General features: G+C 65.6%; 13 protein-coding genes. 6 read left to right on the forward strand and 7 right to left on the reverse strand.

Translation table 11 applies throughout. The features are described from left to right. Positions 1–123: 123 nt before the first annotated feature. Positions 124–1,620 (forward strand): MFS transporter, encoded by a 1,497-nt coding sequence (locus tag ABE422_RS03085; RefSeq protein ID WP_346482438.1) that lies wholly within the window; start codon positions 124–126, stop codon positions 1,618–1,620. A 7-nt stretch (positions 1,621–1,627) separates the two neighbouring features. Here ABE422_RS03085 and ABE422_RS03090 read toward each other — a convergent pair whose 3' ends face one another. The 3 genes from ABE422_RS03090 to ABE422_RS03100 all read right to left on the reverse strand — a co-directional run bounded on the left by ABE422_RS03090 (position 1,628) and on the right by ABE422_RS03100 (position 3,694). Then, positions 1,628–2,215 carry a hypothetical protein gene (locus tag ABE422_RS03090; protein ID WP_346466193.1) on the reverse strand — a complete coding sequence of 196 codons (588 nt, stop codon included), beginning with the start codon at positions 2,213–2,215 and terminating at the stop codon, positions 1,628–1,630. 108 nt (positions 2,216–2,323) lie between these two features. Next, complete coding sequence (locus tag ABE422_RS03095) at positions 2,324–3,124, reverse strand: trypsin-like serine protease (protein WP_346482439.1); 801 nt, start codon at positions 3,122–3,124, stop codon at positions 2,324–2,326. Positions 3,125–3,208: 84 nt separating this feature from the next. Next, the gene (locus ABE422_RS03100; protein ID WP_313218618.1) at positions 3,209–3,694 is read right to left on the reverse strand and encodes a MarR family winged helix-turn-helix transcriptional regulator; all 486 of its coding nucleotides are present in this window, start codon (positions 3,692–3,694) and stop codon (positions 3,209–3,211) included. A 48-nt stretch (positions 3,695–3,742) separates the two neighbouring features. On the opposite strand from ABE422_RS03100, the gene ABE422_RS03105 reads away from it, so the two are divergent. After that, positions 3,743–5,113, forward strand: coding sequence for an FAD-dependent oxidoreductase (locus ABE422_RS03105; protein WP_346482440.1), 1,371 nt, complete (start codon positions 3,743–3,745; stop codon positions 5,111–5,113). Between the two features lie 127 nt (positions 5,114–5,240). On the opposite strand, the gene ABE422_RS03110 is transcribed toward ABE422_RS03105, so the two are convergent. From ABE422_RS03110 to ABE422_RS03120, 3 genes are all read right to left on the reverse strand, one after another. Further along, the gene (locus ABE422_RS03110) at positions 5,241–5,921 is read right to left on the reverse strand and encodes a hypothetical protein (protein ID WP_313212376.1); all 681 of its coding nucleotides are present in this window, start codon (positions 5,919–5,921) and stop codon (positions 5,241–5,243) included. Between the two features lie 156 nt (positions 5,922–6,077). After that, entirely contained in the window at positions 6,078–6,347 is a 270-nt protein-coding gene (locus ABE422_RS03115; RefSeq protein ID WP_121037094.1) for a hypothetical protein, read from the reverse strand. Positions 6,348–6,660: 313 nt separating this feature from the next. Next, positions 6,661–7,242, reverse strand: coding sequence for a TetR family transcriptional regulator (locus tag ABE422_RS03120; protein WP_346482441.1), 582 nt, complete (start codon positions 7,240–7,242; stop codon positions 6,661–6,663). Positions 7,243–7,420: 178 nt separating this feature from the next. Here ABE422_RS03120 and ABE422_RS03125 point away from each other — a divergent pair, with 178 nt between their 5' ends. The 4 genes from ABE422_RS03125 to ABE422_RS03140 all read left to right on the forward strand — a co-directional run bounded on the left by ABE422_RS03125 (position 7,421) and on the right by ABE422_RS03140 (position 11,321). Continuing rightward, positions 7,421–8,518, forward strand: coding sequence for an alkene reductase (locus ABE422_RS03125; protein ID WP_346482442.1), 1,098 nt, complete (start codon positions 7,421–7,423; stop codon positions 8,516–8,518). Between the two features lie 59 nt (positions 8,519–8,577). Beyond that, complete coding sequence (locus ABE422_RS03130) at positions 8,578–9,366, forward strand: SDR family oxidoreductase (RefSeq protein ID WP_313218622.1); 789 nt, start codon at positions 8,578–8,580, stop codon at positions 9,364–9,366. Between the two features lie 26 nt (positions 9,367–9,392). Beyond that, complete coding sequence (locus ABE422_RS03135) at positions 9,393–10,256, forward strand: alpha/beta hydrolase (protein ID WP_346482443.1); 864 nt, start codon at positions 9,393–9,395, stop codon at positions 10,254–10,256. 63 nt (positions 10,257–10,319) lie between these two features. Beyond that, positions 10,320–11,321: an NADP-dependent oxidoreductase gene (locus ABE422_RS03140; RefSeq protein WP_346482444.1), complete on the forward strand. Its 1,002-nt coding sequence runs from the start codon at positions 10,320–10,322 to the stop codon at positions 11,319–11,321. Positions 11,322–11,345: 24 nt separating this feature from the next. On the opposite strand, the gene ABE422_RS03145 is transcribed toward ABE422_RS03140, so the two are convergent. Next, positions 11,346–12,653: a hypothetical protein gene (locus tag ABE422_RS03145; RefSeq protein ID WP_346482445.1), complete on the reverse strand. Its 1,308-nt coding sequence runs from the start codon at positions 12,651–12,653 to the stop codon at positions 11,346–11,348. Between the last annotated feature and the right edge of the window lie 49 nt (positions 12,654–12,702).

The raw sequence follows: 12,702 nt of genomic DNA on the forward strand, positions 1-12,702 counted from the left end.
ATTGAAAGGGGAGCGATGGGTGTCGGTAGTGTAATCCGCCGAGACAGATGACTGACCGTCGGTCATTGACCGACGGTCAGTCATTATCTAGGATAAGCGCGGTCGCTCTACAGGCTCCGTCCCATGCAGCACTTCAAAAAGCCAGCGTTGGTGCTGGCCGCATACCTCGGTACCTTCCTTGCCTCGCTGGACATCAGCATCGTCAACGTCGCGCTGCCGACGCTGCAACGGGCGTTGCAGACCGACCTCGCCGGGCTGCAGTGGGTCATCAATGCCTATGCCATCGCGCTGTCCGCTTTCATGCTCTCGGCCGGCCCTCTCAGTGACCGCCATGGCCATCGCCGGATGTGGCTGGCGAGCGTGGCAACGTTCATTGCCGGATCACTGGTCTGCGCGTGCGCCACCGATCTGCCGGTCCTGGTGATCGGCCGCACGATCCAGGGCGTGGCGGGAGCGCTGCTGATCCCCAGTGCGATGCCCCTCCTCACCCATGCGTTTCCGGACCCCGGCCAACGGGCGCGCGCCATCGGAGGATGGTCCGCCTTCAGCGCGCTGGCGCTGGTGCTTGGGCCGTTGCTGGGCGGCCTGCTCGTACAGTGGACCGGATGGCAGAGCATCTTCCTGATCAACCTTCCGTTGGGGGCGGTGGCACTGGCGCTGGGCGCCTGGAGCATTCCCGAGCGACGTCATCCTCAGCACGCGGCCATGGATCCCGCTGGGCAGATCCTCAGCACGCTGGCCTTGGCAGCCCTCTCCTACGGGCTGATCGGTATCGGCGGGCGCGGGTGGTCCGCACCCGCTACCTGGTTCTCGTTGATCACGGCGCTGGTGGCATTGTTGGCGTTCTCGCTGGTACAACGTCGGGTCACGCGCCCGCTGCTGCCGCTGGATCTTTTCGCCGACCGTCGCTTCGCCCTGCTCAATCTCGCCTCGTTCGTGCTCGGCTTAACTGCCTATGCCAGCCTGTTCTTCCTTTCATTGTTCTTCCAGCAGGTACAGGGAAAGACCGCGGCACAGGCCGGATGGCAGCTGGCCCCTCAATTCCTGGTGATGGGGGTGGTGTCGTTGATGTTCGGCCGCATTGCCGTGCGCCTCGGGCTGCATGCGGCGCTGGCGTGGGGCTATGCATTGGCAGGGCTGGCGCTGTGTGCGATGGCCCGTTTCACTACGGACACCGCCGGAGGCTTTGCCACTATGTGCCTCATGGCGCTGGGAGCAGGCATGGGTCTGGCGGTGCCAGCTACGGGCATGGCGGTCATGGCGCGCACCCCACCGGAACGCGCAGGTATCGCCTCAGCCACCATGAATGCCCTGCGCCAAGCCGGGATGAGCCTGGGCATCGCATTGCTTGGCAGCCTGATGAGCCTGTGGGCCGTACAGCAGTTCCGTACCACTGCGACGGCAACCGGGCAGTTCGTGCTCGCACAGCACGCGCACAGCATGATCCAGCACCCGGCTGCCGTTACGGGGTCCTTGCCAGCAGTGATTTACCGCAGCGCGATGGCCGGTGGCTTCGCCTGGGTGATGGGCATCGCCGGCATCTGCATGCTGGCTACCGCTTTCGCACTTCACCGGCGTACGCCGACGCGCACAGGCTGCCCTCCAGACGACAGCCCTTGAGGCCGGACTACTGCATCTGCGGCTCGCCCAACGGGCGTTCCTGCCGCTCGTCCAGATCGAACGTGATGTAACGGCGATGGATGAGCTTTGCCCCCATGTCCCAGCGATACGTCTCCACCCCGCCGTTGCCTGCACCGTCGGACAGCAGGCCCACGATGCCACGGGTCAGGTTGTCCGTGAGCAGCACCTGGGCCGCACCATCGGCATCCACGCGCAGGCTCAGGCGATCACGCAGGTGATCCTCGCCCTTCCCCACCGGAGCATCGAAGGCAAGACCTACCAGGCCATCTTCGTGGGTTGCCATCCCACCGCGTTCGTCGCCTTTGGCGTCGTACAGCCAGACGCCGGCTGTGCGCGATCGTCGGCCGGCATCATGTGAATCCTGGCCCATCTCAACGCGCATGACGCCTTGGTCATCCAGCACAACGATGCGACGGGCGCGGACTTCATCAACGGTGAGAGCACCTCGCGGCGCCATCGACAGTGCGATGACCGCCACCGTCAGGCCCACGACAAGCACTGCAAGCGCGACAGTCAACCAAGTGAGGCGGCGTACGGAAGTGCGAAGCACATCCAGCGGTTCCACGACATCCATGTGAGTGATGCTCCCTTGCTACTGGCGTCTGGATCATAGCCCAGGCATCGGAGCTGACGTCGTGCTGGCGGCGACGCCAGTCCGCCAGATCCTGCCCTCCAGCACTGCCTACGGCTGCTCGGTCATCACGCGCTCAATCCAATCCGCGTAGTGGCTCATCCGCACATTGCAGGTCACCTGACCATAGCGCCCGGGTCGAGCCGTCAGCACATTACCCTGCACGACCTTCCAGGCGCCCTGCCCGGCCAGCAGCCATTGGCCATCGCGCTCGATGAGCACCGGACCACCGCTGTCGCCGTTGCCCAGCACGCCCTCGAGGGGCAACGCTTCCGGCGGTTCGTCGAACACGTAGCAGAGCCAGCGGTCGTAGGCACTGGTGATCCGGTTGAACGCACGCCGGAGCTCGGTGCGATTGGGGCCGTTGGGAGAATGCCCGGTGGCGCCGGTACCCGTTGCACCCTTTCCTAAAATCTTCGCGATCTGACCGGCCTCGTCGCTGTCGCCGTAAAGGGCCACCGGCGCCACGTCGGTGACCGGCGCCTTCAACCGGATCAGCGCAACATCATCGCCCGAGGCGAGAAACACCACGATCAGCATCGCCTCGCCGCTGGCCATGGCCTGATCGATCAACGTCTGGGGCAGCGTCCTGTAGCCGGGATGGGTGATGACGCGCTCAACCTCCCGCGCAGTACCGTTGATCATCACCTGCTTGAGATCGGCCTGCATCGGCAGCGTGTGCGCGGCAGTCAGCACCCACTGTGGTGCGATCAACGCGCCGTGGCCCTCGCCGGGCATGTCCACGAGGGCGGGAAACTCGGTGGCGCGAACGCGGTACGCGGCATCCTCCACATCGTGGCGAATGACGATGGCACTGGCGTGTAACGACACTGCAAGCAGCAGCGGAAGCAACGGGAATCCTTTCACGTGTAATGCCTTGAGGTTGTGACTGGGCCAAGCGACGAACAGGTGGGCTGAAACGTCCGCGGTGCGTCGTTACGGCTCGCGCTCCCGCGCTTCCAGCGCGCTGGCGAACTTTGCCATCAAACGCACCAGCTCCGATACATCCTGCGCAGGCCAGGAGGCGAAGATCTCCCGGCCGATCCGCTCACGTGCGGCATCCAACCGGTCCGTCATGTCCTTGCCCTTCGGCGCAATGGTCGCCTCACGGATGCGGCGGTCCTGGGGGTTACCGCGACGCGTGACCAGTTCCATCGCAGCCAGCTTGGCCACCTGACGGCTGATGGTCGTGTAATCCCGGCCCAGGCGATCGGCCAGCTCAACCACCCCGATCGGCCCTACCCGTTCGATCACCACCAGCAGCCGGAACAACGCCTGGTCCAGCGTCACGCCCGCCTCCTGGATCAGCCGTTCATCGTTGCGCGGGCGGTTCATCACACTGGCGAGGCTGACCATCGACAGGTGAAGCGACCTCAACTCGGCCGAATTATGTGTATCTTGCACCTTCTTTTTCACCGGCATAGCATCCCCTCCAAGTAAGTGCATATTACACATACCTGGAGCGATGCAATGGGCAACACCCCTGACGTAGTGATCTGTGGCGCCGGCGCAGCCGGCCTCACCCTGGCCATCGAATTGGCCCGCCGTGGCGTGGCATTCCGCCTGGTGGAGCAGCGGGAAAACCCGTTCCATGGGTCGCGTGGCAAAGGTATCCAGCCGCGTAGCCAGGAAGTCTTCGAAGAAATGGGCATCGTCGATCAGCTGTTCGCGGCCGGCGGCCTCTACCCGGTCTCGCGCTCGCATCATGCTGATGGCACCCACACGGACGCCGCCGTCATCGAAGCGGCGCCGGCTTCCCCGGCCGAACCGTATCGACAGCCGCTGATGGTGCCGCAGTTCCTGACCGAGTCCGTGATGCGCGACCGCTTGGCGGAGCTGGGGCACCGGGTCGACTTCGGACACGGAGTGATCGGCGTCGAGCAGGACGACACCGGGGTAAGCGTCCGTCTTGCCACGCCAACGGGCGAGCAGACCGTGCGCACGCGCTACCTGATCGGCACCGACGGCGGGCGCAGCTTCGTGCGCCAGGCGCTGGGTATCGGCTTCCCCGGCAAAACGCTGGGCGTGCGCGCGGTGGTGGCCGACATCGTGCTGCAAGGGCTGCCACGCGACGCCTGGCATACGTTCAACCAGGACGACATGGCGCAACGGATCTCTCTGTGTCCACTCATGGGAACACGCCTGTTCCAACTGCAGGCGCCGGTCCCGCTGGAGGGTGAGGTGGACCTCTCGGCCGACGGCCTCGGTGCCATGGTGCGTGCGCGGACCGGTCGCCATGATCTCACCGTTCTCGACGTGCAATGGGCCTCGGCCTACCAGATGAGCGCCCGGCTGGCAGAGCGTTACCGCGACGGCCGCGTCTTCCTGGCAGGCGATGCTGCCCATACGCATCCACCCACCGGCGGCCAGGGCCTGAACACCAGCGTGCAGGATGCGTACAACCTTGGATGGAAACTGGCTGCAGTGCTGCAGGGTGCACCGGACGCGCTTCTCGGTACGTACGAACAAGAGCGACGCCCCATTGCGGCCTCCATGCTCGGGCTTGCAACCACGCTGCTTGACCACGCACAACGCGGCGACAATCGACGTGGGCGCGAGGTCCAGCAGCTCGACCTCGGGTACGCCGACGCCTCGCTCTCGCTACCTGCCGAGCTCCGAAGTGGGCGTATCACGCCGGGTTGCCGCGCCCCTGACGCCCTTTTGCAGGGTGCGGGGGGTCAGCCAGTACGCCTGTTCGAGGTTTTTCGCGGGACCCATTGGACGTTGCTGGGTTACGAAACCCGCCGCGCCGCCGCACCTGCGCGGAAGGGTCTGCGCATGCATGTCATCGGCCAGGGCGGCGATCTGCGTGATGCGGCCGGACACTTCGCCGAGGCCTAGGGTCTGGAGCCGGGTGAGTGGCTGCTGATCCGGCCGGATGGCTACGTGGCTGCTGTCGTTGTTGAGGCAGACATCAACGTGCTTGAAGCACACTTCGAACGGCATGCACCGTGATGCGATGCGCTCCTCACTTGCCGGCAGGGCCAGCCCGGGTTCCCTCGTCGCCCTGCGTCGCCGCACGGCTCTTCGCGAACTCCGGGAAGGTCTCCGCTATCGACGCTTTGTCCGGCAGGACGTAGAACACCCCGCCCCGCTCGAACGTCGCCTGGATGACCTTCTCGTAGAACCCTGGCGACACATTGATGCAGCCATGGGTAACGCGGTTGTCGTCCGGCGAGGGAGATGCCAGACGTTCCACGCGCCTTTCGGCCGGGACGCCCATCGCCGTCGGATGGATGGAGACGGCGGACTCGTAATCCACCCACAGCACGCGACCGGCATCGATCGACGGGCCGTACCCGCCCACGAAGCGACCTGCAGGCGTCGTACGGTCCCGACCCGGAATCTCGCGAAGCGCAAGACCGGCAATACCGGGGGCCGTATGGTCACCGGTGGCCGAGCCGAACAGCCCGGACGCCGCGCCGCGAAGCCGGCCCTCGCCATCGAAGACCAGCACCTGGGCAGCGGCCTTGTCCATGATGGCGAACGGATAGCCCTGGCTGTCCTTGGTGGCAACCACCCAGCCCGCGAGTTCGATCACGGTGTTGGATACTTCCTGGCCTGGCGGGAGTTCATCGACAGCGGCTGTCGGCTGCGCAGCCGCATCCTCGGCGTTTGCCACGCCGATGCTTGCCAGCGCCAGCGCCATGGTCAGTGCGCCGCGAAGGGCCAGGACTACGGGGTAAGAGTGCGTACGGATGGGACACTTCCTTGCAATGACGATTGCACGATCATCGACAACGGGTGGCCTGCGTAGGCCACCCGTTGTCGATTCAAACGTTGCTCACACACGGAGCACGAGCGATCAACCGCGTGGCTTGCGGCGGGGCGCCTGTTCGAGCTGCTGCACACGGCCTTCGATCTGATCCAGACGCTGGTTGGCCTGCTGCGCGGATTGATTGGCCGATTCGGCGCTCTGGGCCGCGCCCTGCACTTTCGTGTCGAGTTGATCAAGGCGTGAGTTGATCGTTGCGAACTCGTCCTTGTACGTGGCGCAGGAACTGAGGCCTACGGTAGCGATGATTGCCACAGCCAGCGTACGCGCCGTCGTCATTTGTTTTGTGGTCAGAAACATTGCAGTGCCTCCTTTGTCTGGGGTGTTCGGACTATAGCGGCCTTTTCACCAGCGCCATGACCGGCATTCAGTTGAAGCTGGGAGACGTAGAGGGAGCGTGATGATGGGCTGCCACCGGCGTGGTACAAGACGCAGCCTCCGATTTTCAGGCCCGGTCAGGCGAACCAAGCGGTGAGCCAGCTAGAGGCGACGTGCACGCTTTTCCATCGCTAGCGCACGAGGCGCGCGCACGACGACATGAGGCGACCGGACGAGTGGCAGGACACGCGTTGCGCGCCACGTACTGCGCGTTGCGGATCTGGGCCAGCACGCGTCAGCCGTTGGGCACACCACCCAACCGCGCCAGCACGTCTTCCCGGCACACATCCAGAATCTCGTCCGCCAGCGGCGAGTCGTCCGGGCAGGACCTGGACAACACCATCGCGCCGACCGCCTGGGCCATCAACGCGATGCGCCGAGCACGCGCCTGTTCCGACGTGGGGCCGTCGGCCTGCCCTTCCGCGTAGGGAGAGACGGCCAGCTGCGCCTCGATACCTGCAGCGAAGGCCGCCTTGACCGGATCCGGCTGACGCGCCGCGTCGGTGCACAGCGCCGACATGGTGCAGCCCTGGCCTGGCGCGTCACGATGCTGCCGGGACAGGTAGTAGCGCATGAAGCTCGCCAGGTCCATGTCGGCGGCGGCATCGGCCGATCTCGCCAGGCCGCAGCTTGCTGCCTCCGCCATCAGGTCGGCCTTGGAGCCGAAGTGCTTGTAGAAGCCGCCATGGGTAAAGCCGGCGGCCGCCATGAGGTCTGCGACGCCCACACCGTCGTAGCCCCGCTCCCTGAAAAGCGTGGAAGCGGTGTCGACGATGTGCGCCCGGTTGGCCTGCGCCTGTGCCTTGGTGACCTTCATGACGGGTGGTCTCTTGCCGTTCTGCCTCGATAGACGCGCACTTTACCACGGATAGATGATCACCATCATCAAACCATTGACATCTAAGATTACGGTCATCATCATTGAGTCACTTCCAGGCGACGCCACTGCCGGCCCGCCTGCGCCATCCCTCACCGCTCACGACCCCGCACCCACCATGACGACCTCGACGCTCTTCCAGTCCTACCCCCTTGGCCCGCTGTCCCTGGCCAACCGCATCGTGATGGCACCGTTGACGCGCAACCGCGCCGGGGCCGGTCTTGTGCCCGGTCCGTTCGCCGCCACCTACTACGCCCAGCGCGCTTCGGCCGGCCTGATCATCACCGAGGCCACCCAGATCTCGGCGCAGGCCCAGGGTTACCAGGACACGCCGGGGCTTTACACGCAGGATCAGATCGATGGCTGGCGCAAGGTCAACGATGCCGTGCACGCGCGCGGCGGGCGCATCTTCGTGCAGCTGTGGCACGTGGGCCGCATCTCCCACGTGGATCTGCAGCCCGGCAACGCCGCGCCCGTGTCCGCCTCGGCCATCCGGGCGCACACCAAGACCTTCGTCCACAACGGCTTTGTCGATGTGTCCGAGCCGCGTGCACTGGAGATCGACGAACTGCCGGCCATCGTCAACGACTTCCGTCAGGCCGCCGCCAATGCGATCGCCGCCGGGTTCGATGGTGTCGAAATCCACGGTGCCAACGGCTACCTGCTCGAGCAGTTCATCAAGGACGGCGCCAACCAGCGCACCGATGCCTACGGCGGCTCGATCGAAAACCGTGCACGCCTGCTGCTGGAGGTCACTGCGGCCGTAGCCGCTGAGATCGGCGCCGATCGCACCGGCGTGCGCCTCTCGCCGGTCTCGCCGGCCAACGCCATCGCGACCATCAGCGATCCGCAGCCGCAGTACGACTACATCGTCGATCAGCTCAGCGCGCTGGGCGTCGTCTACCTGCATGTGGTCGAAGGCGCGACGGGCGGCCCGCGCGATGTCGCCCCGTTCGACTTCGACGGCCTGCGCCGCCGTTTCACCGGCACCTACCTGGCCAACAACGGCTATGACCTGGAGCTGGCCAACGCGCATCTCGCCGGTGGCAAGGCCGACCTGTTCGCCTTTGGCCGTGCCTTCATCAGCAATCCGGATCTGGTCGAACGCCTGGAAACCGGCGCGCCCTTGAACGCCCTTAACCCGGCCACGTTGTATGGCGGCGGCGCGGAAGGCTACACCGACTACCCCGCCCTGACCGACACGTTCGCGCAGTAACCCCGTCGCCATCGCCGCGCTGCATCCCCGTTCCCCCATTACATGTCAAGAGACACACCATGAGCCTGCTTCCTGCTGTCCTCATCACCGGCGCCTCCAGCGGCATCGGCACCGTTTACGCCGAACGATTTGCTCGCCGCGGCCACGATCTGGTACTGGTCGCGCGCGACACGGCGCGGCTGGACGCACTGGCCGTGCGCCTGCGCCACGACACCGGCGTTGCCATCGATGTACTTCCGGCCGACCTCACCCTGCGCAGCGACCTGGCCACCGTTGAAGCCCGCCTCCGCGAGGATGCGCGCATCGGCATCCTGATCAACAACGCCGGCATCGCCCAATCCGGTGGCTTCACCGAGCAGTCGGCCGACAGCATCGAACAACTGATCACGCTGAACACCCTCGCCCTGACCCGCTTGGCCGCTGCGGTTGCACCGCGACTGGCCAACGCCGGTGAAGGCGCGATCATCAACATCGGCTCGGTGGTTGGGCTGGCGCCGGAGTTCGGCATGTCCGTCTACGGTGCGACCAAAGCCTTCGTGCTGTTCCTGTCGCAGGGGCTCAGCCTGGAGCTGACGCCCAAGGGGGTCTACGTTCAGGCTGTGCTGCCGGCGACGACGCGCACCGAGATCTGGCAGCGGGCCGGTATCGACATCAACACGTTGCCGGAGGTGATGGATGTCGGCGAGCTGGTTGATGCGGCGCTGGTCGGCTTTGATCGCCGCGAGACCGTCACGATTCCACCGCTGCATGTGGCCGAACGCTGGGACACGCTGGACGCATCGCGTCAGGGCCTGCTCTCGGACATCCGGCAGGCGCAGGCGGCGGAACGCTATCGCCCCACCGAGTGAAGCCCTGACCCCACAGGTACGCGACCGTGACGCTTCCCAGCACGCCCCCCGCCTCCAGACGTTCGTTCGAGAATGCACCGACCCGCTCGCTGGAGGTCGATGGCACCCGTTTCGCGTACCGCGAACTGGGGCCGCAGAACGGCTCCCCGCTGGTCATGCTCAACCACTGGGGCGCGGTGCTCGACAACTTCGACCCGCACATCGTGGATGGCCTGGCCAGCAGGCATCGCGTCATCGCCATCGACTACCGTGGCATTGGAGGATCAGGTGGCAAAGCACCGGTAACCGTCGCGGAAATGGCGCAGGACACGATCGCGCTGATTCGCACGATGGGCTTGGGCAGCGTCGATCTGCTCGGCTTCTCGCTCGGCGGTTTCGTTGCGCAGCAGGTGGTGCTGGACGCGCCCGACCTGGTGCGTCGGCTCATCCTGACCGGTACCGGGCCAGCGGGTGGCCGCGGTATCGACCGGGTGGGCCGCGTGTCCTGGCCCTTGATCCTCAAGGGCCTGCTGACGCGGCGCGATCCCAAGTACTACCTGTTCTTCACCGCCAGCGCCCGCAGCCGACAGGCGGCCACCGCGTTCCTGCAACGGTTGAAGGAACGCACGAATGATCGCGACAGGCCAGCCTCACCCGGGGCGTTCCTGCGGCAACTGAAGGCGATCACCGCGTGGGGCAGGCAATCGCCCCAGGACCTGGGCGACATCCGTATCCCGGTGCTCATCGCGAATGGGGACAGCGACATCATGGTCCCCACACCCAACAGTGGCGATCTGGCCCACCGCATTCCCGATGCAACGCTGGTCCTCTACGACGACGCCGGTCATGGCGGGATATTCCAGTATCACGACGAGTTCGTTCGGGACGCGCTAGCGTTCCTCGATAACTGATGCGCCCACCACGTTCCCTGCCCCGCAGCCTGACGGCAACCCTCCACCAGAGACACACCGCCCATGAAAGCCTTCCTCGTCGACCGTTATGGCAAAAAAGAGACCGGCCGCATCGGCGACGCCCCACAGCCTCCGCTGCGCGATGACGATGTGCTCATCCGCGTGCACGCGGCCAGCGTCAATGCGCTGGACACCAAGATACGCACCGGGGAGTTCAAGCTGATCCTGCCTTATCGCCTGCCGCTGATTCTTGGCAACGATATGGCCGGCACGGTGGTAAGTGTCGGTGCCGGGGTGCACCACTTCAACCCCGGCGATGAGGTGTATGCGCGTCCCGACGATGATCGCATCGGCACGTTCGCCGAATTCATTGCGGTCAATGCTGCCTCGGTGGCGCTCAAACCCGGCAACCTCGCCATGGTGGAGGCCGCCTCGCTGCCCCTGGTCGCGCTGACCGCATGGCAGGCACTGGTCGAAACCGCCCAGCTCAAAGCTGGGCAGAAGGTCTTCATCCAGGCCGGCTCCGGCGGCGTCGGGACGGTGGCGATCCAGCTGGCCAAGCATCTGGGCGCCTTCGTGGCCACCACCACCAGTACCGCCAACGTCGCGTGGGTGAAGGATCTCGGCGCAGACGTCGTCATTGATTACAAACAGCAGGATTTCGCGACGGAACTGCGCGACTACGATGTGGTGCTCAACAGCCTCGGCAAGGATGAACTGACCCGCTCGCTGCAGATCCTCAGGCCGGGCGGGCATCTCATTTCGATCTCGGGGCCACCCACGCCCGCGTTTGCCAGTGCGCGCGCGCTGGCCTGGCCGCTCAAGCAGGTCATGCGCCTGCTCAGCCATGGCATCCGCAGCAAGGCCAAGCAGAAGGGCGTGACGTACACCTTCGTGTTCATGCGGGCCAGCGGCCAGCAGTTGAGCGAGATCACCTCGCTGGTGGAGGCTGGTGCGATCCATCCGGTCATCGACCGGGTCTTCCCGTTCCAGCAGACCCAAGGCGCCCTGGCCCACGTTGAGAGCGGCCGGGCCAAGGGCAAGGTGGTGGTGGAGATGCGGTAGGTCGCAGACGATCCAGCACCTCTTCTACCTGCGGTTACCGTCTTCCTTCCGGCGCGTCAGACGCCACCCGTCAGAGTCCCTCTCCAGTTGCCAGCCCTCGCTGAGAGCGAGGCTCCAGCCTGGTCCTGTCCAGTTCGAGGCACCACCAGCAAGCGCGCCGCCGCCCAAGGTCACGAGCCTCCAGTCTTTCGACAGCAACGCACCAGATTCCGCCGTCAGCTCGCCCCATTCGTCGCGCACCGTCAGCGGCGTATAGACCGTTCCCACCTCGCCCAGCGGAAGGAGCGTGCGCGGATCGAACGACGCGGAGGGCTTGCTCAGTGGCAGCCGAACGGCATCGCTTCCGAGGAACCGTTCGCGATACACAGCAATGCGCTGCGCCCGGATCGCTGCGCGCTCCTGCTCCTGCGCACGCACCTCGTCCATCCCATAACCGCGCCCGATGTCCTCGAGATCGGACGCGCTGGGCGGCATACCGAGTTGATCGGCCAGCAGCCCGGGCAGGTCGGACGTGGTCGACAGTCCGCTGCGCCAGCCCGGGGACCAACGATCCAGCAGAACGCCGTACGCCGGCCCGGTCACGTACGCCGCCGAGCGGACATAGCTTGCCGAGGCATCTGCCGCAGCCAGCGTCCTCACCAACACGGGCAGCACACTCTCTCCGTTGGCAGCGGCCGCCACCTTGCGGCCTGTGTACTCGGCAAGGCCCTCGTTGCGTTCAACCTTCGCCTCTTCGGCGAGCGCGCGGGCGCCCGACGCCACCTCGCCAGATCGAAGCGCCCGGAACCGCAACGCGGCCGCGATATGCCTTCGGCGATCGCCATCATCGGTCGCGGACAGCGCCTGCCCGAGCGCACGCAGCTCCAATCGCACTGCCGTTCGGCCACTCTCGTCATCCAGATGCGCTGTATCGCCTTCAGACGCCGAGAGTCCAAGCGCTGTCTGCACGCAGTGCCATTGTTCATGCCAGAACAGGGTCGCGAGTCCGTCGTTGTCCACGGGCAGAGGCAGCACCAACAGCACGTTGGAGGTGCCGTCGATGTCGATGCAGGTGTTCGCGGGCGGTTGATCCTTGCGCAGCGCAACAGACTCCACACCGCCAGTGACGGCATTCAAACGCCAACGTGTTCCGGTGGTGCGGTCATGCAGCACCACGGGCGCATCCAACGGCGTTCCCCACAATGTCTCTGCTGCCTGCGTCGAGGCGGGCGCCTGCGCGACGGCCGCTACGCGGTGGAGCGCCACCTCCAATCCGCTGGGCAGCGCCTCGGTCGCTGCTGCAAACGTCGTCAAGCCGACAGCGGAAAACGCAGCGGCGAGGAAAGTGGGCATGGATATCCTTATCATTGCAGGCACGTCTCCTTGACGATCCGATGGCAGG

This window comes from Stenotrophomonas sp. TWI1151 (assembly GCF_039673135.1).
Classification (GTDB): domain Bacteria; phylum Pseudomonadota; class Gammaproteobacteria; order Xanthomonadales; family Xanthomonadaceae; genus Stenotrophomonas.

What these genes read in the sequence shown, in the direction of transcription:
- ABE422_RS03085 (WP_346482438.1), top strand. Translation starts at nt 124, where the DNA reads ATGCAGCACTTCAAAAAGCCAGCGTTGGTGCTGGCCGCATACCTCGGT.
- ABE422_RS03090 (WP_346466193.1), bottom strand. Translation starts at nt 2,215, where the DNA reads ATGGATGTCGTGGAACCGCTGGATGTGCTTCGCACTTCCGTACGCCGC.
- ABE422_RS03100 (WP_313218618.1), bottom strand. Translation starts at nt 3,694, where the DNA reads ATGCCGGTGAAAAAGAAGGTGCAAGATACACATAATTCGGCCGAGTTG.
- ABE422_RS03105 (WP_346482440.1), top strand. Translation starts at nt 3,743, where the DNA reads ATGGGCAACACCCCTGACGTAGTGATCTGTGGCGCCGGCGCAGCCGGC.
- ABE422_RS03110 (WP_313212376.1), bottom strand. Translation starts at nt 5,921, where the DNA reads ATGGCGCTGGCGCTGGCAAGCATCGGCGTGGCAAACGCCGAGGATGCG.
- ABE422_RS03115 (WP_121037094.1), bottom strand. Translation starts at nt 6,347, where the DNA reads ATGTTTCTGACCACAAAACAAATGACGACGGCGCGTACGCTGGCTGTG.
- ABE422_RS03120 (WP_346482441.1), bottom strand. Translation starts at nt 7,242, where the DNA reads ATGAAGGTCACCAAGGCACAGGCGCAGGCCAACCGGGCGCACATCGTC.
- ABE422_RS03125 (WP_346482442.1), top strand. Translation starts at nt 7,421, where the DNA reads ATGACGACCTCGACGCTCTTCCAGTCCTACCCCCTTGGCCCGCTGTCC.
- ABE422_RS03130 (WP_313218622.1), top strand. Translation starts at nt 8,578, where the DNA reads ATGAGCCTGCTTCCTGCTGTCCTCATCACCGGCGCCTCCAGCGGCATC.
- ABE422_RS03140 (WP_346482444.1), top strand. Translation starts at nt 10,320, where the DNA reads ATGAAAGCCTTCCTCGTCGACCGTTATGGCAAAAAAGAGACCGGCCGC.
- ABE422_RS03145 (WP_346482445.1), bottom strand. Translation starts at nt 12,653, where the DNA reads ATGCCCACTTTCCTCGCCGCTGCGTTTTCCGCTGTCGGCTTGACGACG.